Consider the following 21,903-nt stretch of genomic DNA (forward strand, 5'->3'; position numbering starts at 1 on the left):
TCCTAACGTTTGGAAAGGGGAGGGCTGTGTGATGAGATTCACACCTTAGCTATTCTGCTGTGGATGTTCTGTGACTGGGTAGTGAAGAATTTGTGACGATTGAAAACCAAAAGGATCAAAAAACTCCTTTAAACCATACATCTATTAATATAAAACCAGTATTGATGATTTTTTTTGAGAAAGTGGATGTAGAAGGATAATGTGAAAAATGTCACATGCAACAACTGTAAGCTTAGATAGAATAAATATAAATATGAAATACTTTATAAGGTGGGAAATGAACATGAACAACCCAAATACAGCTCAGCAGCCAGATATTGAAGAGTTTTTAGGTCAAATAGAAGTGTTTAAGAACCTCCCAAAGCAATCGGTCCAATTAATTGATAAACGGATTGTAAAAAAAGCGTATAAAAAAGGTGAGCAAATTATTTCTGAGTATGAAGAGGCTCAAGGTGTCTTCTTTGTTTATTCAGGTATTGTGAAGTTAACGAAGCAGGATGAACATGGGAATGAAATCATTACTTGTATTAAGAAAAAAGGCGAAATTTTCGCAGAAGCTTGTTTGTTTAATGCGGAGGGCATGTGCTACCCGGCAACAGCAACGATGATTCAAGAAGGGGAAGTATACTTTTTAAATACAGATGACTTGGAGCAAGAGCTTGCGCTATCCCCAGAAATGTCTGTCCAAATCATCCGATATATGAGTGAACAGCTTCGGGATATGACATCGATCTTAAGAGATATTGCCCTTCTAGATGTTTATATGAAAACGATTCGTACGCTCGAGCGGCTTGCTGAGAAATTTGGAGCAAATCGCTGCAATAAAATGTATATTGAGCTTCCTATTACAGTTCAAGAGTTCTCCACCTTAGTTGGCACATCACGAGAAAGTGTCAGCAGAGTATTTTCAAAGCTTAAAAAAGATGGAATTATCGAAATCAAAGGGAAAACTATTGTTATTACCGATTGGTGTAAATTCTGTTCTCTGTTTCATCAAAAATTATAATTCACTAAAACAGGATTCTAATTAGAAAGAATTCTGTTTTTTGTTATAATAAAGAAAAAAGGCTCGTACTTAATAGAGGTGTAAATATGGCTGATTTTCGTTCAAGTGCTATCATTCATAAACCAGTGAAGGAAGTATTTCAATATATGGCAGGCATGGAGAATGTCCATGAGGTGATGCCGCTTGTTGCTAAAATGGAAAAGTTAACAGAAGGAGAGATCGGGAAAGGAACAAAATTTAAGGAAACGCGAATAGTTAGAGGAAAGGAAATCTTTGCAGATGTTGAATATATTCAATATGAGGAGAACCATTCCTTTACTTCAAGAAGCAATTCAAATGGATTAATTGTTGAGTATAACTATGTTTTCCATGAAATTGAAGAAGGAACACAAGTGGAGCTTGAGGCATTTATTAAAACAAGCGGTTTGAGGATGAAATTAACAAGGCCGATGATTGTCAAGATGATTAAGCAAGAAGACGGCTACCAGCTTGAGAACTTAAAGAATATGCTAGAGTCAGAAATCAATGAAACGAGTGATTTGCAAATATAATTCTTGTTTTGCAAAAAAACAGGCGGATATGCAAATAAAAATGGCATTTTGCAAAAAAAGCAGTTTTTCGCAAATTTGAAGTGAAAAACTGCCTTTTTTATTAGAACTTATAGGTCCAAAAACGCTCATTATGAATTCGTGCCATCACTGCGGGGTCTTGGTTTTTTAACTGTTCTTCCATTTCTGCGGCCATCAGCTGTGTTTGTGAAACATGCGCTTTTATGGCAGCCACCTTTAAATCAGCAACTTCACTTACATTGTTAACAACGTCTGCTTGGCCGATTTCTTCCTCGCAGTTATTAGAGAAGGCAACACAATGAACCTTTGGCCGCTTGTTTTCAGGCATATCTTTTACAGCTTTAATGACAGCGGCACCGCATGCATCATGGTCAGGATGTACAGCATAGCCTGGATAAAAGGTAATAATTAAAGAAGGCTTTACTTCTTTAATAATTGATCCCATATGGGCTGCAAGTACAGCTTCATTTTCAAATTCTACTGTTTTATCACGATAACCTAGCATGCGTAAATCGTTGATTCCAAGGACATTTGCAGCATCCTGCAGCTCTTTTTTTCTTATGTGCGGCAAGGATTCCCTCGTAGCAAATGGAGGATTTCCCATGTTTCTCCCCATTTCCCCGAGTGTCAAGCAAGCATATGTTACAGGGACCCCGCTCTTCGTATAGGAGGCAATTGTTCCTGAAACACCAAATGCTTCGTCATCTGGGTGAGGGAAAACGACTAATACATGTCTTTCTTTTTCCATGTCGCATACTCCTTTCTTTCACTTTATGTTCCGGTAAGCTCTAAAATGGCTGTTCACTTAATTGCAAGGAGACGGCCAGTTTGCCGCTAAAGTCATGTCCTGCTAGTAGCAGCCTTCCTTTGTTATCCACTTCAAAATGAGTAATTCCTTCTGCATACACCCAGCCGAAGCTCATTTTGAGCCCAACACGAAAAGGTCCATTTCCAGTTATTTTCCCATGTTCATATTGTAAAAGCGCATTCCGTATGTATGCTCCTGAAGAGAAAAAGGACTCATCGAAATGAGAAGCATATGCCCCGTTTGTTGTTTCTAAATGGATATACACTTCCTTTTGGGCAAAGCGATCCAATTCTTTTTGTACCTGATCAATAATTACCGGTTCCATCCTAATCCACCTTCTTCGTACGTTATCCCTATTTCTATCTTGATTTCAATTTTTATTTTACTAAAAAAGGAATGGAAAAGCGAAATTCATGCTTAAAGAAAAGCGCAATCGCCTTGGTTATCGCCGTACAAACTGGAAGGGCCGGTTCTTTCGATAAAGGAGACACAATGAGTGATAGCGAATTGATGTCGACTTATCGTAGGGAGGGGACCTGAAGTTTGATAGGCGATGGAGCTAGACAATTCTCTAACTCTAGAGTGTTTTCTGATGCTTTTAAAAAAACAGAGCCGCTTGGCTCTGTTTATGAATTAAGCTGTTCTGCTTCCAAACGACCTGTACCAAAACGGCGATAAGCTCCATGCATCGTTGGTCCAACATATTCATTTAATTTAAACCCATGACTAATAGCTGCTGTAATGAAATCCTTTGCAATTTCCACTGCTTCTTCTACTGTTTTCCCTTTTGCTAATTCTGCAGTAATAGCTGATGAGTAAGTGCAGCCTGCACCATGCGTGTAAGTCGTTTCAATTCGTTCGCTTTCAAACAGTTTAAATTCTTTCCCGTCATATAGCAGATCTACCGCTTTTTCATGCTGCAATTTACTTCCGCCTTTAATAAGGACATACTTTGCACCAAGCTCATGAATTTTCACAGCCGCTTCTTTCATATCATCAACGGTTTTGATCGGTCCCGTTTGAGCCAATTGCCATGCTTCAAAGAGGTTAGGTGTAACAACCGTTGCACGTGGAACAAGAATCGTTCTTAATGCTTCAGCAGTTTCTGGGTGAAGCACCTCATCTTCCCCTTTACAAACTAATACGGGGTCAATGACAACCCGGTCTAATTTATTTTCGTCTATCACTTTAGCTGCAAGTTCAATAATTTCAACAGAACCGAGCATACCCGTTTTCATTGCATCTATTCCAGTTGATAGGACCGTTTCTATTTGCGTTTCTAATGTATCAAGGGCAATTGGAAAGACATTATGATTCCAGTTGTTTTTTGGATCCATTGTCACGATTGTAGTTAGAGCTGTCATTCCGTAAACGCCTAGTTCTTGGAATGTTTTTAGGTCAGCTTGGATGCCTGCGCCTCCGCTTGTGTCAGATCCAGCAATAGTTAAGACTTTTTTCATCGTCATTTGCAAATTCCTCCCTGAAGTATTGCTTCATTAAATAAGTTGGTATTGTTTTTTCTATTATAACAATAATCACTTTTTCGAGAAACTTTAAATCAAAAGTCTTTTATTCCCAATTGCTATTCTCTATTATAAACGTAGGTGATAAAAATGAGAAGAATTCTATACATAGAAGATGATTTAGAAATTGGCAGCTGGGTGCAGGAGGATCTAGAGCAGAGAGGATATAACGTCCAGTGGTTAAAAACAGGCGAAGGAGCCGAAAAAGCAGTTATCAATAGTGATCTTGTCATATTAGATGTTATGCTCCCTGGACTTGACGGATTTACAGTCGGACAGCGGCTTAAAAAAGAGGCGCCTTATGTCCCTATATTAATGCTCTCGGCTCGTACAGCTGTAGATGATAAGCTGCATGGCTTACAATTCGCAGATGATTATGTAACAAAGCCCTTTCACCCGGATGAACTGGCAGCAAGAATTGAGGTATTGCTAAGAAGGTCTGGTCTATCGGTTTCAAATGAGATAAGGCTCGGCCATATATGTGTGAATCTCTCCGAAAATACCATTGTTGATCAGCGGAATGGAGAGGAAATCATTTTAACTGGCAAGCAATATCAGATATTTATGCATTTTATAAAACATCCAAATCAGATTCTAACGAAAGAGCAGATCTATGAGTCTGTTTGGGGAGAGCAGTACATGGAAGGCGACAAGACATTGATGGTTCATATTCGCTATCTTCGTGAAAAAATAGAAAAAAACCCAGGCTCACCTGAAATAATAGAAACAATCAGGGGAATCGGCTATAGGGTGAAGCAATGAAATTGAAAAACTCATTATTGAATCAGTATCTATTAATTATCTTATTTGCCATCATGATCGTACCAATATCCTTTTTAGGTATTTCAATTCTATTTTTTAATTATCTTCCTACTGATGTGGAGCCGAGTAAATATCAAAATGGGACAGATTTAGAAGCGATGTGGCATGAGGAAGCACAAAGCCTAGCTGGTGCTTCCGATGATCAAATAAACGAAAAGCTGACAGAAATAAAAAAGGAGTATTCAGAGGCATCTATGTTTTGGGTGGATGAAACAGGGCAGACGAGGGAAAGGCTGCCTGAAAGCCTTTCTGTTCCACCTTCATGGTCACCAGCCTTAACGATTGATTATATGAAAAAAAACCGTGGATTAGAGGTTGACCCTTTTACAGTCGTGGCTTTAATCGGCAAGAAAAAAGATGAAGGGTTTATGATTCTCCAGGTCCCGCGTTCAGCCATGCTCTCTGCTGGACAGAGTTTACAAGAACGGTACAGCTATGCCATTATTCTGGCTGTAGTAGCTGTATTAGCAATCTTTATATTTATCTCGTGGATTTTCTTCTACAAAATTAGAAAGCGCCTTCTGCGGCTTCAGCAGGCCATGTCCAGTCCAGCAGAAAGCGGCATTCCAGATACAATAAGTGTTGAGAAAAGGGATGAAATAGGGCAGCTGGAAGTTTCATTTAATGAAATGATTCATCAGCTTGAAATTAGCCGGGTCCGTGAGAAGGAAGAAGAAATGCTTAGAAGACAGCTGATTGCGAATTTATCACATGATTTAAGAACGCCATTAACAACGATTAGAGGACATGCCTTTAGCTTAAAGAAAGAAGCATTGAGTGACAAAGGTAAAGAATCGCTCGATTTAATCGACAATAAAATTGGCTATCTTGGCCAGCTAATTGAAAACCTTCTTTCTTATACATTATTGACAACAGGAAAGTATCCGTATTATCCAGAGAGGACAGACATGGTTCGGTTAGTAAAGACATCTTTTGCGGCATGGTACCCTGTATTTGAAGGAGCAGGCTTTCAAATGGAGGTTGAGTTTCCAGAGACGACCTTTTATTGGGAAGTTGATCCCCAAAGGATGGAACGGGTGTTAGATAATTTTTATCAAAATATTTACCGGCATGCACGGAATGGCGCATATATTGGTGTGAAGATCGATGCTCATCTTCAGGAGATCTTCATTGAAGACCATGGTCCAGGGATGGGCGGGGAATCGATTGAAAAAGGAGCGGGAATCGGGCTTTCCATTGTATCTCTTATGCTGAAGGATATGAAGCTTAAATGGGAAACAGAAACAGGAGAGCATGGGACAATGATTAAAATTAGAAAAAGAAGTTGATGGCTGGCAGATAAAACGAAAAAAGAACTTACTTTTGAGCAGATGATTCTCAAAAATAGGTTCTTTTCTTTGTTAATTAAATATGTAAGGAGTTCTATTTATAATCAGCAATTGGGAATTCTTAAATAATCTCACATTTCTATGCATATAAATGCTTTGAGGTGGTTTTTATGACTAGGGATACAGGGAAATTTAGCTGGTCGAAACTTCCCGAGGGTGCAGAGGATGTTCTAGGTAAAGAGTTTTGGAATGATATTCAGCAGCTTTTCCCTAAAAAGGGACCACTTATTGATATGTATGAAACCGAACATGAAGGAATTATTCTTGTGGAATTACCAGGATTGCACTCTATTAATGATATAAAAATTAAGCTAAAAGACATGAATTTGGTTATTTTAGGCAATATTCCTGTTTTTTCGCTTAGCAGCAATGGGAAGGCAACTATAAAGGAAAGGTTTACAGGTCCCTTTGAAAGACAAATACCTCTTCCTTTTTCATTTATGGCAAAGAATGTCACTGCAAAGTATCAAAATGGTCTCCTTGTGATTAGGCTTGAAAAAGTGGTGAGTGAGCAATTAATTGATGTCCATTTCGAGTAATGAAGCGACGGAGGTGAAAAGAATGGCTCAGATTAAAATAAAGCAATTCGCGATTGGTCAAATCAAAGATTCTTCAGCTGTATTTTCTGGAAAAAATACACAGTATCGTTTTTCATCAGCCGCATACAAAGCAGAGGGAAATGGAACGATTCAGGGGAATCATAATCACATTTTTAATAATATTCATATGGTGAAAAATAATAAACCTACTTCAGAAAATGAGTGATTCCTTTGTTTTGGCATAAGCGGAGAAAAGATGATCTTTCTTACAAAGAACTGCAGAAGCAATTAGAGGATTTGCAGAAGAGGATCGATCGAATGAAGGAACATCAAAAGGCAGAATATCATTTTCATATTGATAGAGTAGATATTCATCAGCCTGTTCTTGATCAATTATCGTTTCACCTTGATCAAATTGATATAGAAGAATTGAGCGGTGCGCTCAATGTAGGGAATAATTTTGGCGTAAATATAGGAAATGAAAAAGAAAAGGGACAAAAGAACAAAAAGGAAAAACAATCTCAAGATAACAGTGTCTTCAAAACAACGAAAGAAGGCTATTCCATCTCTTTAAAAGACAAGGAGGCTAAGAATGACACTACTATCTCCTAACTTCTTTATTGGGACAATCCGAATTGGGACAGTAGAAGGTGCTTCATGTGTAAACTTCGGCAATAATGCTCCTTCGGGATTTGAAAGCTTTAAAAAACATAGTCAAGGCCTTGGGAGTATTAGTGGTGACGGGAATCATATTGAAGGCTTACGATCATTGTTAAATGACTCGGCCATTATGGATCTGCTAACCAGCCGGGATGAGAAGGATGTTCCAGATTGGGTAAAGGAGTTAATACAAGAAAAGATGAAAGGGGAGGACTAATGGTGTCCATCCCCTTTTTTTTTGTTACTCTGATTCATTTGGCTGGGCTCAGTGATAATAGGCATATCTATTAAATCATTATCGTAAACAACATTTATATTATTCATTAGGTGATTAAAGTCTCCTATCACCGTTCCCAATGCGCTGTTTTCTTTTGTTTGTGATTGCCAGTTTAATTGAATATTAGATCCTGTAAAAACACCAGAATTTTGGCTAATGCTATTAATTGAAATCGAATCAAAGACAATTTTCATGTAAATTCCTCAATACTGTATATTAGGCTGTGGATTGATCACTTCAGGAGTATTAATTGGAGTATCAACTAAATCGTTATCAAAATTAATATTCAGATTGCCTGTTGCAGCCGCCAATCCAAACTGCTGACCGGCAGCAAGATTATTTTTCCCTTGAAAAGACCAGTCCGCTTGGTTGTTTTGACCTGTTGCTACTGATGAGTTTTGATTGATTGTGTTTACTGCAATTTGGTTGAAAATGATGGATACAGGCATCGTCTTCCCCCTTTACGAAAAGCTGCGCCCTTGAATAATTTGTCAAAGGTGATCATACGTAAGCGGCATGATTTTTTAAATAAAGCATAATTGCTAAATATGGAGACTACTTATAGGTATCATATTCGCCTAATCGGGAAATGTGTTTAGTCCATTTGCATTCGAATATTTAAACGAATTTTAAACTTCATTGCCCTTCGTTTTAACCAAGGCTAGTTATGATGGGTATCGAGGTGATGAAGATGAGTGAATTAATTATTGAAACGAATCAATTGACGAAGAAATTTTCGAATAGGTATGCCGTGGAGAATATTGATCTCAAAATAAATAAAGGTGAGATCTATGGATTCCTTGGACCAAATGGTGCAGGGAAAACAACTACGATTCGGATGCTTCTTGGACTTGCTAAACCAACAAAGGGATCCATTCATATATTTGGAAAGAATATGAAAAAGGAAAAACTTAATGTGTTAAAAAAAGTAGGTTCTTTAGTCGAGTACCCATCCTATTATGGCCATTTAAATGCGTATGAGAATTTGGAGGCTCTGCGTATTCTGCTCGATGCGCCCAAATCGAGGATTAATGAAGTGCTTTCGATTGTCAGATTATCGAATGAAGCGAAAAGACCGGTGAAAGGATTTTCATTAGGAATGAAGCAAAGATTAGGGATTGCTGCGGCACTTTTAGGAAATCCTGAGCTGCTTATCTTGGATGAACCGACAAATGGACTCGATCCTTCGGGCATCCTGGAAATAAGAGAACTCATTAAAAGTATGCCAAAAGAGCATGGCATTACAATTCTCGTATCAAGCCACTTATTATCAGAAATGGACCAGATGGCAACGCAGGTAGGCATCATTTCAAAAGGAAAAATGATTTTTCAAGACTCCATTGAAGCGCTTAGGCAAAGAGCACAAAGCAAAATAGCTATCAAAGTTGATCAAACAGAACAAGCATGGAGAATGCTGCTTTCAAAAGGCAGGCAGGCAGAAATGGACAACAATCAAATATATTTGCCTCATACTTCGGATGAAGAGATTTCTACTGTGATTGGTGACCTCATTCATGATCGCTTCTCTGTGTACAGAGTCCAGGAGGAGAAAAAATCACTTGAAGATATTTTCCTGGAGCTTACTGGCGGGGAGGGGAGTTTGTAATGCTGAGCATTCTAGCCTCGGACTTTATTAAGATTAAAAGGAAGCTGATTTGGTTTTTGATATTTCTCGGGCCCTTCGGAGTTGTAGCACTTGAAGCCGTTAATTTTGGACTTCGGTATGACTATTTAACAAAGGTCCATGAAAAGGATTTATGGGCCGGTCTGATAGGAGAGGCAAAGTATTTAGCTATTCCTGCTCTCATGCTCGGGTTGACACTTATTGCCTCTATGATTTCGAACATTGAGCATCAGACAAATGCATGGAAGCAGCTTCTCGCATTGCCAGTTTCTAAACTGCGGGTTTTCACCGGGAAATTTGTGTTAACAGCCCTTTTGCTTTTCGTATCAAGCACGTTCCTATTCCTTGGGATCATTGTCCTTGGTTTCTTTCTTAAGTTTGGAACGGACGTCCCGTTTCTGTCCTTGCTTAAAATGGCTTACTTTCCTTATCTTGCTGCCATGCCTTTTATCGCGCTGCAAATCTGGCTTTCCATCACAATGAAAAATCAGGCCATTCCTTTGGTTATCGGAATTGTAGGTACGATTCTCTCATTGATGTCCTTTCGATTCCCAGATTGGATGCCTTGGAAATGGCCATCATTAAATAATGGCTGGGATGATCCATTGTATTCCGTCATTTTCGGTCTTGTTTGCGGATTAGCCATATACTTGATTGGTTTGCTTGATTTTGCAAGAAAGGATGTGAAGTAATGGGAAAGGTATTAAGGTCTGAGTTTTTAAAACTTAGAAAGTCAGCAATCTGGCTGTTAATTTTTATAAGCCCTGCTCTCTCATTCTTAGTTGGCCTTGGTGAATCTGTAGAAGATACACCTCACAAATGGGAGATGGCAATAACTTATATGGCATTTATACACGCACTTTTATTTTTGCCTTTACTCACAGGTGTTTTTTCTGCTTTTGTGTGCCGATATGAGCATATTGGAGGAGGCTGGAAGCAGCTGCTTGCTATGCCTGTTTCCCGCAGCAATGTTTATCTTGCGAAATTCCTGCTTGTTCTAGGTTTGCTTGCATTCACACAGCTGCTGTTTGCTTCAGGAGTACTGTTGGTTGGACAATTAAAAGGATTCGAAGAAGCCATTCCGTGGAAGACGATAGCGATAAGCTCATTAGGCGGCTGGATCGCTTGCCTTCCTCTTGCTGCTCTGCAAATATTCGTATCTGTTGCATGGTCCAGTTTTGCTGCTCCATTAGCCATTAATGTCATATTTACATTGCCAAATATGTTAGTAGTGAACTCAGAAAAGTTTGGTCCTTTTTATCCGTGGGCTCAGCCATTTTTAGCAATGGTGCCAACAGGACAGGATGGATTTGGTGCAATGAATGTAACGATGGAGACATTGCTGCTTGTCATTTTTGGGAGCTTTGTTCTATTTTTTCTATCAGGTTTTACTTATTTTCAAAGAAAAGAAATTTAGCATCCTTCCAATTTTGGAAGGATTTTTTTCTGTCTATGAAATAATAAATTTGGATGTTGTGGATAACTTTGCGACAGGTTTGTCTGCGTTCAGCTCCAGCGCCTACCCCCGACGTACAGGACGTACTAGTGTCGACAATGCGACAGGACAAGGAAAGCTTCGTCAGCGATGCATCGCACGACTAAAAGTGAAGCTTTTAGGAGGACGTCGCGTTTTTGTCGACCCCGTCTTGTGCTTGTCGGGGGTGATCAAGACGCTTGCGCATTTGTTCTAATTTGGAAAGGAGGATCATATTTTTCATTATTTATTCACAATAATTTTTAACAATATGGTGAACAAATGAACTGCTTTTTATTTGCCACTATTGAAACGTGATAAATGTTACTGCTGTTATTGCTTGTTCCATTTACTATATATTACGTATTAATAATAAATTTTCACATTAATCTCATATTTTAATCCTAGTTTTCGTGATAATTGTCGCAGAAGAGTTAGAACGGTTCTTCTTATAATAAAAAGGGAGATCACTCCGTACAATTGATATGGCCTGCGCTTCCTTTAGCAAAAGGGGTGGAAACGATGAATAAAAAGGGATGTCCTGAGGAGTATCCGATTACTCTCATAATAAATGGATATGAGGTAGCCGTTTTCCAGCTGACAAATCAAGATTTGGAGGACTGGGTATACGGCTATTTATTTTCAGAAGGAATGATTGATGGAGCAGAGGATATTCAGTCTATTACGAGTGAAGAAGACTCTGGAACACTTTCAGTCACTTTAAGGGAAGGGTTTAACCCCGAATTAATGTTTTCGAAGAAGAAGCACTATACCGCTGGCTGCGGAAGGGGAGTCACTTTCTTTTCTATGACAGATGTGAAGACATTTAATAAGGTGCAATCCAACAATACGTATCTATTAAGTTATATCTTGAAGAAGCGCAGTGAATTTGCTAAGAACTCTCCATTGTATGCAGAAACAGGAGGCATGCATGGTGCCTGCATTGTACATGCAGATGGGGAAATGGCAATTCGAGAGGATATCGGCAGACATAATGCAGTTGATAAAGTTATCGGACATGCCATCCGGACAAACTGTAAGCCTGAGGAGCTGGTTTTGCTAACCACAGGAAGGGTTTCTTATGAAATGCTTTCGAAAGCAGCAAAGTTTGGCTTTTCGGTTATCGGATCGAGAACCGCTGCGACAAAGCAGGCGATTCAGCTAGCGAAATTTCTAAATATTGAGGTAGTTGGCTATTTAAGAGGAAGAATGGCTATTTCATATACGTCATTCGGAAGGGTCATTAACGATTTGGAAGAAAAGACTGTGGGGGTTCATCCAAAATAATTGGGTTTAATATATGTTCTATTTATGGAAAAGAGGGGAAAATAGATGGAATTTACAAGAAGACAGTTTCTGAAATTGTCCGGGGCTGTGGCAGCGACTCTAGCGGTTGTTGAGCTTGGCTTCGACGATAAAGGAGCGAGAGCAAAAACAAGAGAGTTCAAGATTGCTGAACTCAAGCCTACACCAACCATTTGTCCTTATTGTGCGGTTGGCTGCGGAATTTTAGTTTATTCTAAAGGCGATGATGTGGTGTATACGGAGGGGGATCCGGACCATCCGATCAATGAAGGAAGCCTTTGCAGTAAAGGAACGACAGTAAGACAGGTGTATACAAGTGAAAAACGGATAACAAAGCCAATGTACCGTGCACCTGGCAGCGACAAGTGGAAAGAAGTAGATTGGGACTTTGCCCTTGAAAAGATAGCCAAAAATATTAAAGAAACACGGGACCGTACGTTTATCCATAAGGAAAAAGGACTGACAGTCAATAGAACAGATTCTATCGCCTATCTTGGCGGAGCTGCATTAGATAACGAAGAGTGTCATTTGCTGCAGAAATTGTTCCGTGCAGGGCTCGGGCTAACCTATATCGAACACCAGGCCCGAATATGACATAGTTCAACGGTTGCCGGTCTGGCACCTACATTTGGTCGTGGAGCAATGACAAACCACTGGAATGATCTTAAGCATGCCGATGTATTAATGATTATCGGTGCGAATCCCGCTGAAAATCATCCGATTAGCTTTAAATGGATTTTAAAGGCATTAGAAAAAGGCGGGAAGCTTATCTCTGTTGACCCGCGTTTTACAAGAACCTCACAAATGGCAAATGTGTATGGGCAGCTGCGTTCTGGGACAGATATTGCCTTCATTGGCGGAATGATCAACTATATTCTTGAAAACGAATTATTCCATAAAGAATATGTAGCCGCTTACACTAATGCCTCTTACATTGTCGAAGATACGTATTCGTTTAATGATGGAATGTTCAGCGGCTATGATAAAGGAAAGAGAAGCTACGATAAGACAAAGTGGGCTTTCAAAAAGGATAAAGAAGGAAAAACCCTTAAAGATCCAACATTGAAAGATCCGAAATGTGTATTCCAGCTGATGAAGAAACATTTTTCTCGTTATGATATTGACACAGTTATTGGCGTGACAGGTACTGCGAAAGAAACGTACCTAGACATTTGCAAAACATATGCATCTACAGGTGAAGTAGGTAAAGCAGGCACCATTCTATATGCAATGGGTGGAACACAGCATACGGTTGGAACGCAAAATATTCGTTCTTATGCGATACTTCAGCTGCTCCTTGGTAATATTGGGATTTCTGGCGGTGGTGTGAATGCATTGCGTGGGGAATCCAATGTTCAAGGTTCAACCGATTTCGGTCTTCTATATGATAATGTGCCAGGATACATGCAAGTACCAACAACAGCTGAAACCGATTTTACTTACCAAGGCTTCCTAGATCGCATTACTCCTAAAGAAGGCTATTGGGTGAATAAGCCGAAGTTTTATACAAGCATGATGAAATCCTTCTATGGGGACAATGCAACAAAAGGAAATGAATTCGGTTATCACTATTTACCTAAGCTTGCAGCAGGCAAAAACTATTCATTTATGCGATTGTTTGATGCGATGCATCGGAAAGAGCTTGAAGGTTTATTGTTATTTGGTTCAAACCCAGCAGTTGGCGGACCAAATGCTGGCAAAGAAATCGAGTCTCTCAGCAACCTAAAGTGGATGGTTGCAGTGGATCTTTTTGAAACAGAAACCTCTTCCTTCTGGCAAAAAGAAGCAGGGGCAGACCCAGCATCCATTCAGACAGAAGTCATTTTCCTTCCTGCAAGCGGATCTTTTGAAAAAGAGGGCTCGGTTACAAATTCAGGCCGCTGGATGCAGTACCGCTGGCAAGCGATTAAGCCAAAGGGTGAGTCGAAGGCAGATTTGGAAATTGTCCATATGCTTGCACGTCGCTTAAAGGAAATGTACAAAAATAGCTCAAATCCTGCAGATATGCCGATGAAGGCATTGACGTGGGACTACGGTGAAAGTGATCACCCTGATATTGATCTCGTATGCAGAGAAATAAATGGCTATGACATGAAAACAAAACAACAAGTAAAGAAATTTGGCGACTTAAAGGATGATGGTTCCACATGCAGTGGAAACTGGATCTATTGTGGTTTCTATCCTGAAAATGAAAACCTGTCAAAACGAAGAGACAATACAGATGAAGGAATGAGTAATTTCCTAAACTGGTCTTATGCATGGCCAGCAAACCGCCGTATTCTCTATAATCGTGCAAGTGCGGATTTAAACGGGAAGGCATGGAGCAAAACAAGAGTTGGCATTGAATGGAATGCTACTGAAGGGAAATGGAAGGGAAATGACGTTCCGGACTTCGTTGTCGATAAGGGGCCAAATGATCCAACTTTCATTGATCCTTTCATTATGATGGCAGGAGGAAAGGGAGCCCTATTTGCTTCCATTAATGAAGGACCACTTCCTGAACATTACGAGCCATATGAAAATCCGATGTCCAATTCATTCTCAAGTGTCCAGCTGAATCCAGCTGTACAATTTGGTGAAGAAGAAATGAATGCACAAGGGGATGTATCCAAGTTTCCAATTGTTGCAACAACATACCGTCTATCCGAACATTGGCAATCTGGGGCGATGACGCGGAGCCAGGAATGGCTGGCAGAGCTTGTTCCTCATATGTTCGTTGAGATTAGTGAGGAATTAGCAAAAGAGAAAGGCATTAACAATAAGGATAAAATCATTGTTTCATCCGCACGTGGTGAAATTAATGCTTACGCAATGGTTACGAAGCGTTTTAAACCATACAAATTAAAGGATAAAACGGTTCACCATATTGGTATGCCATGGCATTTCGGATATAAAGGCATTGTCACAGGCGGCTCAGCAAACCGCTTAACACCGCATATTGGAGATGCAAACTCAACAATACCAGAATACAAAGCATTCCTGTGCGATGTTAGGAGGGCGAAATAATGGCTGAAACAATTAAATTAGTTGATGTAACGAAATGTGATGGCTGTCGTGCATGTATGGTGTCATGTAAAAATTGGAATGATCTCCCTTCTGAAATGGAGGATTTCCACGGAAGCTATCAATCTCATGAAAAGATTACAGCAAATACATGGAATGTCTTAACATTTAACGAGCAAGAAAGAAAGGATGGCGGGCTTGATTGGCTCTTCCGCCATTCCTCCTGCTTGCATTGTACGGAAGCTGCATGTGAGAAAGCATGTCCTGAAAATGCAATTAGCCATACAGAATTTGGATCAGTTGTCGTTGATTATGATACATGTGTTGGCTGTGGCTACTGTGTGCAGGCATGTTCGTTTGATGCTATCAATCTCGCAACATATATAGATAAAAATGGAAAAGAGTTCAGAAAGGCACAGAAGTGTACGCAATGTACGGACCGTTTAGAGGAAGGGCTTCAGCCTGCGTGTGCAACTGCTTGTCATACGGGAGCTATTGTTTATGGGGATAAGGATGAACTTCTTTCTTCAGCTGAGGATCGTTTAGCGCAAATAAAGGAGCGTTACCCGAATGCAAATATATACAATCCACAAGGCATTAGCGGAACAAATACGGTGTATATCCTTGCTGATAAACCGACAACATACGGCTTACCGGAAAACCCTAAAGTGGCACTTTCTCAAATTGTTTGGAAGGACTATGCACAGCCAATTGGGAAAATGATGCTTGGTGCGACAACGATGGCCGTTATTGGTTCATTCATCGCAACCAATTTAAACAAGAAGAACCATTCCAGTGAAGGAGACCAGAGCCATGAATAAAAGTGGAAATCAAAAAACGGTTAAACGTTTTAATTTGGGCTTTAGAATTTCACACTGGGTAAATGCAGCAGCCTTCTTTGTTCTTTATATTTCAGCATTGCCAATGTATACCGAATTCTTTGACTGGCTTTACCCTGTTTTTGGCGGACCAGCAGGTGCAAGATTAGTGCATAGAATTGCCGCAGTCGCCTTTATGCTTCCACTGCCAATTATGATAATTTTTGATTGGAAGGGTTTTAGTAATTGGGCAAAAAATATCTTTTCATGGAAGAAGCATGACCTGCAATTCTTCCCCCAATTTATTAAAGAGTTTTTTGGAATGAAAGCAAAGGTCCCAAAGCAGGATTTCTTTAATGCTGGTGAAAAAATTAATTCCTGGTTAATGATTATTACAACGATTATGCTGATTTGTTCAGGACTTATCATGTGGTTCCCGCAGTATTTTCCATATGGAATCATCATGTGGGCATATCCAATGCATAGCATTGGTTTAGGTCTTGCTGCAGCTGTTGCCATTGGTCATATTTATATGTCTCTTGTTACCGCAAAACCTTCTATGAGAGGAATTATCAAGGGGGATGTATCGGAGGAATATGCGAAGGATCACCATGGCCGTTGGTATGATGAGCTTCAGGCGGCAAAACCGAAAAAGAAAAAACATGCATAACCGCTCATGCTTTGAACAATTGATAACCGAATAATAATAGAGAGGAGCTACCCTGGATAAAGGGTAGCCCTTCCTCTCTTCAATGAAAGTGGTGTTTTCGATGGCAAAAATGAATGTTCTTGATGAAAACTATGAAAAACTGCAACAGGAGATACAGTCATTAAATGAAAAATGGAGAGGAGAAATAGGTAATCTGCAAATAGAGGATATAACAGGGAACGGTTCACCCATCCTTCCTCAAGCAGAACTTTCAATTGATTTCAGCCAATATCAACGATTTATTGAAGAGCTTCTCCAGATGCTTGGTCAAAATAATGAGGGCATAATCCATACAGCAGATAAAATAAAAGCACTATTGACGTTAGATGTCTTACAAGCATGGTTTAAAGAAGCAATTGTTGTGAACCATTTCTACTTTAAAAACTATGCAGATGAAAATAACCTTCCTGATTGGCTTCCAATCTTTGTTGCTGAACAGGCTGCACGTCCTTTTTTACAAGAGGCAACCGCTCTATTGGAATCACAATTAAGGGGAATGAATCATGCCAATGGCTGCCCTTCCTGTGGTGAACCTGCACGCTTTGCCTTGCTCAACAAGAAAGGCAAGAAGGAGCTGACATGTCCAAGATGTCTTCATGCTTGGGAAGAAAAGAAAATTAGCTGTGCACACTGTGGATCAGAAGACGAGTTAGTGATCCTTAAAGTAGAGGGCGACGAAAGTGCGGAAATTCATGCATGCCATAAATGTAAAGGGTATACTAAAGTTATTGATAGCAGAAAAATGTTTAAAAAGGAATCTCCAACCCTATTAGATGTGAAAAGCATCCATCTCGATTATATTGCTCAAGAAAAGGGTTTTGGGGTTTCAGACGATTCGGGTATAGGGACTCACTAATTTTCAAAGCAGGTGAGAAAAATGAGGACTACAGGAATAATCATGGCGGGCGGCAAGTCAAGCAGGATGGGAAAAAATAAAGCTCTGTTAAAAATAGGCGAAAAAACGGTCATAGAACATATTGCTGCAGAGCTTGAAAAGACGGTTACGGATCTAATGATTGTGACCAATACAATTGAAGATTATCACTTTCTTAATCTTCCAATGGTTGAGGACGAGTGGAAGGGTATGGGGCCGCTTGCAGGCATTCATGCGGGACTAAAAGCCTCCAAAACAGATAAAAACCTTGTTGTTGCTTGTGATATGCCATTTGTATCTTCGAAGCTAGGAGAAATTTTGCTAGGTTTCTTAGATGATTTTGATGCGGCCGTGCCAAATATCTCGGAACAGCTTCATCCATTATTCGCAGCTTATCGTAAAAATGTTCATGAGGAAATCAGCCATTCCTTACAGAAACAGGAGCTGCGAATTAGACAATTTTTTCAAAAGATAAATACAAAAATTGTGTTAGAAGAAGATCTCCAAATGCTGCATTTCCCTTATCAAGATCATCATTTTTTTAACATGAACCATCCAGAGGAATTTGAGGAAGCTCTAAAGCTAGCAAATGGATATCCAAAAGAAAGCAGAGATTTATCATGAAATTTTTTCAAGTGAAATCGGTAGAAGAAACGTTTGATCTAATCAGCCACCATGTAAAACCATTAACTGAATATATAACCATTCCGCTCATTGAAGCGCTGCATTTCGTTTTAGCTGAAGATATCTATGCCCTTGAAAATGTTCCTGATTTTCGCCGCTCAACTGTTGATGGATATGCTGTTAAAGCAAAGGATACATTTGGATCATCCGAAAGTCTGCCGGGTTTTCTTGCTCTTGCAGGAGAAGTTCAAATGGGCGAAGTACCACCAAGAGCACTTCAAGCAGGGGAAGCGATGTATGTACCGACTGGAGGCATGCTCCCTGATGGCAGTGATGCGGTTGTAATGATTGAGCATTGTGAAGATTTGGCTGGATTAATCAATGTCTTCAAGCAGATCGCTCCAGGTGAAAATGTCATTTCTGTCGGAGAGGATATAAGCAAGGGAGCCCTTCTCTTAGATAAGGGGACGAAGCTTCGTTCTCAGGAGTTAGGTGCACTTGCCTCTCAAGGAATTACAGCAGTTTCCGTGATAAGAAAACCGGTTATCGGCTATCTGTCCTCAGGTGATGAAATTGTTCCAATTGAAACGAAAAATCTAGCTCCAGGCGAAATACGAGATATGAACGGGATGACAATTGGTGCCCTTGTGACTGAGTGGGGCTACAGCTTCCATTATGGAGGAATTGTCAAAGATAACCGCGAGGAGTTTGAACGAAGGGCAAAAGAATTATTAGCACGTACAGATTGTTTAATTGTATCTGGCGGCAGTTCAGTCGGCACGAAGGATTATTCAGTAGAAGTGATCCAATCGCTAGGAAAACCAGGAGTATTTGTGCATGGTGTATCTATTAAGCCGGGAAAGCCGACGATTTTATCTTTAGCGGATAACAAGCCTGTTATTGGTCTCCCAGGTCACCCAGCATCAGCTGTTATTATTTTCCACTTGTTCGGAAAGGCTATCTTAGAACAGCTGCACGGAGCTCGAACGAAGGAGAAACAGCTAACCTTTGCGAAGGTAACGAAGAATATTCCCTCATCACCAGGACGGACAGATTATGTGAGAGTACGATTATTTGAAGAGAATGATGATTGGTACGCTGAACCGATTATTGGAAAATCCGGTCTCATCTCTACCCTCGTTCAAAGTGATGGAATGATCGAGATCGCAGCAAGGCGAGAAGGTGTTCAAAAGGGAGAACTCGTTCCGGTAAGAATTTTTAGGTAGGGGGTGGAATTAGATGTCAACATTCCATTTCAAGAGGAAGGTATATTTACAGGACAAGCCACGGCATGAGGCAGTTCAACAAATGCTTGCCCATTTTGAATCCAAGCAAGAGATCGAATGGCTGGACAGCTCAAGTTCATTAGGAAGGGTATTAGCTGAGCCTGTTTTTGCAAACAGTTCCATGCCCCATTACCATGCGTCTGCGATGGATGGAATTGCTGTTATTGCAGAGGAAACCTTCTCAGCTCACGAGCAGCGACCGATTCAGTTAAAACGAAATGAAGATTTTGTATACGTTGATACAGGAAATGAAGTTCCTTCTCCTTTTGATGCTGTTATTATGATTGAGCAAGTAAATGAGCTTACTGAGGATACGATTGAGATTATTGAACCTGCTGTACCTTGGCAGCATATTCGGCCCATTGGAGAGGATATTGTACAGGAAGAAATGCTATTTCCTCAAGGTCATCTTATTCGGCCTGTGGATATCGGAGCCCTTCTTGCATCAAGAACGGTGACCGTTCCGGTAGTGAAAAAGCCGATCGTTACAATTATTCCAACAGGGAATGAGCTGGTTTCTCCAGCTGCCTCCATCTCTGCTGGCCAATTAATTGAATTTAATGGAACAGTTTTTGCTAATTATATTCATGAATGGGGTGGAGAACCACACCTGCACCCGATCGTGAAGGATGAACCGGAGGAATTACGGGTAGTTCTTTTGGAAGCTGTCAAACATTCTGATATTGTTGTTATCAACGCAGGCTCTTCGGCAGGATCAAAAGATTACACGGTTCACATGATTCAAGAGCTTGGAGAGGTTTTTACTCATGGAGTGGCAACCAGACCAGGTAAGCCTGTAATCATTGGGAAAATTGAAGATACAATCATCATTGGGGTTCCTGGCTATCCTGTTTCCGCTTATCTAGCGCTTGAATGGTTTGTCAGGCCACTAATTTATGAAGTATTGCAAACACCTGAGCCAGTAAGGCAAAAGCTGAAGGTGAAAGTTGGACGCCGCATTGTTGGGGCAATGGGGGCAGAGGATTTTATTCGGATGAACATTGGGTTTGTAGACGGTGAATATATTGCTAATCCACTCCCAAGAGCAGCTGGAGTAACCATGTCGTTAGTCCGGGCAGATGGGATTCTTGTTATTCCACCTACAAGCCTTGGATATGAACAAGGTGAGTACGCAGAAGTTGAATTGTATAGACCGTTAGAAGAAATTCAGCAATCCATCGTTTGTATTGGAAGTCATGATTTAACGATTGACCTCCTATCATCCCAATTGAAAAAAGTAAAAAGAGATTCAAGAATCATGTCCTCTCATGTCGGAAGCTTGGCAGGAATTATGGCAATTAAGAAGGGAGAGGCACATGTGGCCGGCATCCATCTTCTTGATCCAGAAACACTGGAATATAATCAATCCTATATTGAAAGATTTTTGGCAGATAAAGAGGTTGTTCTTTATCCATTTTTAAAACGAAAACAAGGCTGGCTAGTGCCGAAGGGCAATCCACTTGATATACAATCAATAAAAGATATTGTTCAAAAACAGGGACATTTTGTTAATCGTCAAAAAGGAGCGGGCACGAGAATCCTATTTGATATGCTCTTAAGAAAAGAAGGAATGGGTGCGGAAGCCATTATAGGCTATGATAGGGAAATGTTCTCCCATTTAAGTGTGGCGGCAGAGGTAAAAGGAAATCAGAATGCAGTTGGGCTAGGAATTTACCCTGCAGCAAATGCAATGGGCCTTGATTTTCTCCCTGTTGCAGATGAACACTATGATTTACTTATGACAAAGGAATTCTTCGAAAGTCAAAAGGGCAAGGATTTAATCGATGCGATTCAGTCGGAAGAGTTTATAGAAATAGTAGAAGGAATTGGCGGGTATCATCTAGAAAGGAAACCTAATCCGATCTACTTTAGCAAAAAGGAGTGATTAAATGAATTACGCAATCTCAAAGGAACCAATCCATGTTCAGGAAGTGATTGATAAGGTTGTGCAGCGTGAAGCAGGTGCGATTACTACCTTTATAGGGACAGTTCGCGAATTGACGCATGGAAAGAAAACACTATATTTAATATACGAAGCATACGAATCGATGGCTGTGAAAAAGCTCGAACAAATCGGAAATGAGATTAAAGAGCGCTGGCACGGATCAGAGGTGGCAATTACCCATCGAGTAGGGAAGCTGGATATAACAGATGTAGCCGTTGTCATTGCCGTTTCAACTCCCCATCGTGCAGATGCATATGAAGCGAATCGATATGCAATTGAGCGGATCAAGGAAATTGTACCAATTTGGAAAAAGGAACATTGGGAAGACGGACAAGAATGGATTGGAAATCAGCTTGAAACAGTTGCCTATCCAAAAGGAAAACCGGAGGAGAGTGACTTAAATGAATAAAATTTTGTTTTTTGCTCATTTACGTGATGCTGTCGGTGAAGAGTCAATCATGATGGATGCAAAAGGAAAAACGATAGCGGATCTGAAACAGATGGTTTTGGAAACTTATAAGTCGGTCAATCTTGAAAATGTAATGACTGCTATTAACGAGGAATTTGCTTCGGATGAGGATATCATTCATGAAGGAAATGAAATTGCCTTTATTCCTCCAGTCAGCGGTGGCTGATAAGGGGAAAAAGATGTCATTTTTATAAATAGTAAGAAACCATCTTTAAGTTA

26 protein-coding genes are annotated in these 21,903 nt (G+C 40.1%); 21 read left to right on the forward strand and 5 right to left on the reverse strand.

The annotated features are described in order from the left end of the window. The first annotated feature begins 283 nt into the window (after positions 1-283). Both FI644_RS10740 and FI644_RS10745 read left to right on the forward strand, forming a co-directional pair. The gene (locus FI644_RS10740; protein WP_053478468.1) at positions 284-1,006 is read left to right on the forward strand and encodes a Crp/Fnr family transcriptional regulator; all 723 of its coding nucleotides are present in this window, start codon (positions 284-286) and stop codon (positions 1,004-1,006) included. A gap of 86 nt (positions 1,007-1,092) precedes the next feature. Further along, the gene (locus FI644_RS10745; RefSeq protein WP_053478469.1) at positions 1,093-1,557 is read left to right on the forward strand and encodes an SRPBCC family protein; all 465 of its coding nucleotides are present in this window, start codon (positions 1,093-1,095) and stop codon (positions 1,555-1,557) included. A 100-nt stretch (positions 1,558-1,657) separates the two neighbouring features. Here FI644_RS10745 and bshB2 read toward each other — a convergent pair whose 3' ends face one another. From bshB2 to pdxK, 3 genes are all read right to left on the reverse strand, one after another. Continuing rightward, complete coding sequence (gene bshB2, locus FI644_RS10750) at positions 1,658-2,323, reverse strand: bacillithiol biosynthesis deacetylase BshB2 (protein ID WP_053478470.1); 666 nt, start codon at positions 2,321-2,323, stop codon at positions 1,658-1,660. A gap of 40 nt (positions 2,324-2,363) precedes the next feature. Next, positions 2,364-2,708, reverse strand: coding sequence for a YojF family protein (locus tag FI644_RS10755; RefSeq protein ID WP_053478471.1), 345 nt, complete (start codon positions 2,706-2,708; stop codon positions 2,364-2,366). Between the two features lie 301 nt (positions 2,709-3,009). Then, complete coding sequence (gene pdxK, locus FI644_RS10760; RefSeq protein ID WP_053478472.1) at positions 3,010-3,849, reverse strand: pyridoxine/pyridoxal/pyridoxamine kinase; 840 nt, start codon at positions 3,847-3,849, stop codon at positions 3,010-3,012. Between the two features lie 147 nt (positions 3,850-3,996). On the opposite strand from pdxK, the gene FI644_RS10765 reads away from it, so the two are divergent. The 6 genes from FI644_RS10765 (at position 3,997) to FI644_RS10790 (ending at position 7,493) form a co-directional block, all read left to right on the forward strand. Further along, a complete protein-coding gene (locus FI644_RS10765) occupies positions 3,997-4,668 on the forward strand; it encodes a response regulator transcription factor (protein ID WP_075209261.1) in 672 nt (223 codons plus the stop codon). Then, positions 4,665-6,017: a HAMP domain-containing sensor histidine kinase gene (locus tag FI644_RS10770; RefSeq protein ID WP_142108296.1), complete on the forward strand. Its 1,353-nt coding sequence runs from the start codon at positions 4,665-4,667 to the stop codon at positions 6,015-6,017. The genes FI644_RS10765 and FI644_RS10770 overlap by 4 nt, the downstream gene beginning before the upstream one ends. A gap of 170 nt (positions 6,018-6,187) precedes the next feature. After that, positions 6,188-6,616, forward strand: a complete 429-nt coding sequence (locus FI644_RS10775) for an Hsp20/alpha crystallin family protein (protein ID WP_056686848.1) — start codon at positions 6,188-6,190, stop codon at positions 6,614-6,616. A 22-nt stretch (positions 6,617-6,638) separates the two neighbouring features. Then, entirely contained in the window at positions 6,639-6,842 is a 204-nt protein-coding gene (locus FI644_RS10780) for a hypothetical protein (protein WP_056686845.1), read from the forward strand. A gap of 5 nt (positions 6,843-6,847) precedes the next feature. After that, positions 6,848-7,228: a hypothetical protein gene (locus tag FI644_RS10785; protein WP_056686842.1), complete on the forward strand. Its 381-nt coding sequence runs from the start codon at positions 6,848-6,850 to the stop codon at positions 7,226-7,228. After that, the gene (locus tag FI644_RS10790; protein WP_053478477.1) at positions 7,209-7,493 is read left to right on the forward strand and encodes a hypothetical protein; all 285 of its coding nucleotides are present in this window, start codon (positions 7,209-7,211) and stop codon (positions 7,491-7,493) included. The genes FI644_RS10785 and FI644_RS10790 overlap by 20 nt, the downstream gene beginning before the upstream one ends. On the opposite strand, the gene FI644_RS10795 is transcribed toward FI644_RS10790, so the two are convergent. Next, the gene (locus tag FI644_RS10795; protein ID WP_056686838.1) at positions 7,490-7,747 is read right to left on the reverse strand and encodes a spore germination protein; all 258 of its coding nucleotides are present in this window, start codon (positions 7,745-7,747) and stop codon (positions 7,490-7,492) included. The two genes, FI644_RS10790 and FI644_RS10795, sit on opposite strands and share 4 nt — an antisense overlap. A gap of 9 nt (positions 7,748-7,756) precedes the next feature. Beyond that, complete coding sequence (locus tag FI644_RS10800) at positions 7,757-8,002, reverse strand: hypothetical protein (protein ID WP_053478479.1); 246 nt, start codon at positions 8,000-8,002, stop codon at positions 7,757-7,759. Between the two features lie 242 nt (positions 8,003-8,244). Here FI644_RS10800 and FI644_RS10805 point away from each other — a divergent pair, with 242 nt between their 5' ends. The 13 genes from FI644_RS10805 to moaD all read left to right on the forward strand — a co-directional run bounded on the left by FI644_RS10805 (position 8,245) and on the right by moaD (position 21,850). Then, positions 8,245-9,159: an ABC transporter ATP-binding protein gene (locus FI644_RS10805; RefSeq protein WP_053478480.1), complete on the forward strand. Its 915-nt coding sequence runs from the start codon at positions 8,245-8,247 to the stop codon at positions 9,157-9,159. Next, positions 9,159-9,869 (forward strand): ABC transporter permease, encoded by a 711-nt coding sequence (locus tag FI644_RS10810; protein ID WP_053478481.1) that lies wholly within the window; start codon positions 9,159-9,161, stop codon positions 9,867-9,869. Before FI644_RS10805 ends, FI644_RS10810 begins: the two co-directional genes overlap by 1 nt. Beyond that, positions 9,869-10,594 (forward strand): ABC transporter permease, encoded by a 726-nt coding sequence (locus tag FI644_RS10815; RefSeq protein ID WP_053478482.1) that lies wholly within the window; start codon positions 9,869-9,871, stop codon positions 10,592-10,594. Before FI644_RS10810 ends, FI644_RS10815 begins: the two co-directional genes overlap by 1 nt. 579 nt (positions 10,595-11,173) lie before the next feature. Continuing rightward, positions 11,174-11,938 (forward strand): formate dehydrogenase accessory sulfurtransferase FdhD, encoded by a 765-nt coding sequence (fdhD, locus tag FI644_RS10820; protein WP_142108297.1) that lies wholly within the window; start codon positions 11,174-11,176, stop codon positions 11,936-11,938. 45 nt (positions 11,939-11,983) lie between these two features. Further along, positions 11,984-14,962 carry a formate dehydrogenase-N subunit alpha gene (fdnG, locus tag FI644_RS10825; RefSeq protein WP_142108298.1) on the forward strand — a complete coding sequence of 993 codons (2,979 nt, stop codon included), beginning with the start codon at positions 11,984-11,986 and terminating at the stop codon, positions 14,960-14,962. Then, positions 14,962-15,780, forward strand: a complete 819-nt coding sequence (locus FI644_RS10830) for a 4Fe-4S dicluster domain-containing protein (protein WP_056686833.1) — start codon at positions 14,962-14,964, stop codon at positions 15,778-15,780. Before fdnG ends, FI644_RS10830 begins: the two co-directional genes overlap by 1 nt. After that, positions 15,773-16,447: a formate dehydrogenase subunit gamma gene (locus FI644_RS10835; protein ID WP_053478486.1), complete on the forward strand. Its 675-nt coding sequence runs from the start codon at positions 15,773-15,775 to the stop codon at positions 16,445-16,447. The genes FI644_RS10830 and FI644_RS10835 overlap by 8 nt, the downstream gene beginning before the upstream one ends. A gap of 100 nt (positions 16,448-16,547) precedes the next feature. Then, positions 16,548-17,342 carry a formate dehydrogenase accessory protein FdhE gene (locus FI644_RS10840; RefSeq protein WP_053478487.1) on the forward strand — a complete coding sequence of 265 codons (795 nt, stop codon included), beginning with the start codon at positions 16,548-16,550 and terminating at the stop codon, positions 17,340-17,342. Positions 17,343-17,363: 21 nt separating this feature from the next. Next, complete coding sequence (gene mobA, locus FI644_RS10845; protein WP_053478488.1) at positions 17,364-17,984, forward strand: molybdenum cofactor guanylyltransferase; 621 nt, start codon at positions 17,364-17,366, stop codon at positions 17,982-17,984. After that, complete coding sequence (locus FI644_RS10850; protein ID WP_053478489.1) at positions 17,981-19,210, forward strand: molybdopterin molybdotransferase MoeA; 1,230 nt, start codon at positions 17,981-17,983, stop codon at positions 19,208-19,210. Before mobA ends, FI644_RS10850 begins: the two co-directional genes overlap by 4 nt. Positions 19,211-19,223: 13 nt before the next feature. Then, entirely contained in the window at positions 19,224-21,155 is a 1,932-nt protein-coding gene (locus FI644_RS10855) for a molybdopterin biosynthesis protein (RefSeq protein ID WP_142108299.1), read from the forward strand. A gap of 4 nt (positions 21,156-21,159) precedes the next feature. Next, positions 21,160-21,624: a molybdenum cofactor biosynthesis protein MoaE gene (locus FI644_RS10860; RefSeq protein WP_053478491.1), complete on the forward strand. Its 465-nt coding sequence runs from the start codon at positions 21,160-21,162 to the stop codon at positions 21,622-21,624. After that, entirely contained in the window at positions 21,617-21,850 is a 234-nt protein-coding gene (gene moaD / locus FI644_RS10865) for a molybdopterin converting factor subunit 1 (protein WP_053478492.1), read from the forward strand. The genes FI644_RS10860 and moaD overlap by 8 nt, the downstream gene beginning before the upstream one ends. Positions 21,851-21,903: the final 53 nt, after the last annotated feature.

The sequence above is a fragment of the Cytobacillus solani genome, from assembly GCF_006704205.1.
GTDB lineage: Bacteria > Bacillota > Bacilli > Bacillales > Cytobacillaceae > Cytobacillus > Cytobacillus solani.

What these genes read in the sequence shown, in the direction of transcription:
- FI644_RS10780 (WP_056686845.1), top strand. Translation starts at nt 6,639, where the DNA reads ATGGCTCAGATTAAAATAAAGCAATTCGCGATTGGTCAAATCAAAGAT.
- bshB2 (WP_053478470.1), bottom strand. Translation starts at nt 2,323, where the DNA reads ATGGAAAAAGAAAGACATGTATTAGTCGTTTTCCCTCACCCAGATGAC.
- FI644_RS10810 (WP_053478481.1), top strand. Translation starts at nt 9,159, where the DNA reads ATGCTGAGCATTCTAGCCTCGGACTTTATTAAGATTAAAAGGAAGCTG.
- FI644_RS10830 (WP_056686833.1), top strand. Translation starts at nt 14,962, where the DNA reads ATGGCTGAAACAATTAAATTAGTTGATGTAACGAAATGTGATGGCTGT.
- FI644_RS10805 (WP_053478480.1), top strand. Translation starts at nt 8,245, where the DNA reads ATGAGTGAATTAATTATTGAAACGAATCAATTGACGAAGAAATTTTCG.
- FI644_RS10795 (WP_056686838.1), bottom strand. Translation starts at nt 7,747, where the DNA reads ATGAAAATTGTCTTTGATTCGATTTCAATTAATAGCATTAGCCAAAAT.
- pdxK (WP_053478472.1), bottom strand. Translation starts at nt 3,849, where the DNA reads ATGACGATGAAAAAAGTCTTAACTATTGCTGGATCTGACACAAGCGGA.
- FI644_RS10770 (WP_142108296.1), top strand. Translation starts at nt 4,665, where the DNA reads ATGAAATTGAAAAACTCATTATTGAATCAGTATCTATTAATTATCTTA.
- FI644_RS10840 (WP_053478487.1), top strand. Translation starts at nt 16,548, where the DNA reads ATGGCAAAAATGAATGTTCTTGATGAAAACTATGAAAAACTGCAACAG.
- FI644_RS10855 (WP_142108299.1), top strand. Translation starts at nt 19,224, where the DNA reads ATGTCAACATTCCATTTCAAGAGGAAGGTATATTTACAGGACAAGCCA.
- moaD (WP_053478492.1), top strand. Translation starts at nt 21,617, where the DNA reads ATGAATAAAATTTTGTTTTTTGCTCATTTACGTGATGCTGTCGGTGAA.
- FI644_RS10765 (WP_075209261.1), top strand. Translation starts at nt 3,997, where the DNA reads ATGAGAAGAATTCTATACATAGAAGATGATTTAGAAATTGGCAGCTGG.
- FI644_RS10835 (WP_053478486.1), top strand. Translation starts at nt 15,773, where the DNA reads ATGAATAAAAGTGGAAATCAAAAAACGGTTAAACGTTTTAATTTGGGC.
- FI644_RS10860 (WP_053478491.1), top strand. Translation starts at nt 21,160, where the DNA reads ATGAATTACGCAATCTCAAAGGAACCAATCCATGTTCAGGAAGTGATT.
- FI644_RS10800 (WP_053478479.1), bottom strand. Translation starts at nt 8,002, where the DNA reads ATGCCTGTATCCATCATTTTCAACCAAATTGCAGTAAACACAATCAAT.
- FI644_RS10850 (WP_053478489.1), top strand. Translation starts at nt 17,981, where the DNA reads ATGAAATTTTTTCAAGTGAAATCGGTAGAAGAAACGTTTGATCTAATC.
- FI644_RS10755 (WP_053478471.1), bottom strand. Translation starts at nt 2,708, where the DNA reads ATGGAACCGGTAATTATTGATCAGGTACAAAAAGAATTGGATCGCTTT.
- FI644_RS10740 (WP_053478468.1), top strand. Translation starts at nt 284, where the DNA reads ATGAACAACCCAAATACAGCTCAGCAGCCAGATATTGAAGAGTTTTTA.
- FI644_RS10815 (WP_053478482.1), top strand. Translation starts at nt 9,869, where the DNA reads ATGGGAAAGGTATTAAGGTCTGAGTTTTTAAAACTTAGAAAGTCAGCA.
- FI644_RS10775 (WP_056686848.1), top strand. Translation starts at nt 6,188, where the DNA reads ATGACTAGGGATACAGGGAAATTTAGCTGGTCGAAACTTCCCGAGGGT.
- fdhD (WP_142108297.1), top strand. Translation starts at nt 11,174, where the DNA reads ATGAATAAAAAGGGATGTCCTGAGGAGTATCCGATTACTCTCATAATA.
- FI644_RS10745 (WP_053478469.1), top strand. Translation starts at nt 1,093, where the DNA reads ATGGCTGATTTTCGTTCAAGTGCTATCATTCATAAACCAGTGAAGGAA.
- mobA (WP_053478488.1), top strand. Translation starts at nt 17,364, where the DNA reads ATGAGGACTACAGGAATAATCATGGCGGGCGGCAAGTCAAGCAGGATG.
- FI644_RS10790 (WP_053478477.1), top strand. Translation starts at nt 7,209, where the DNA reads ATGACACTACTATCTCCTAACTTCTTTATTGGGACAATCCGAATTGGG.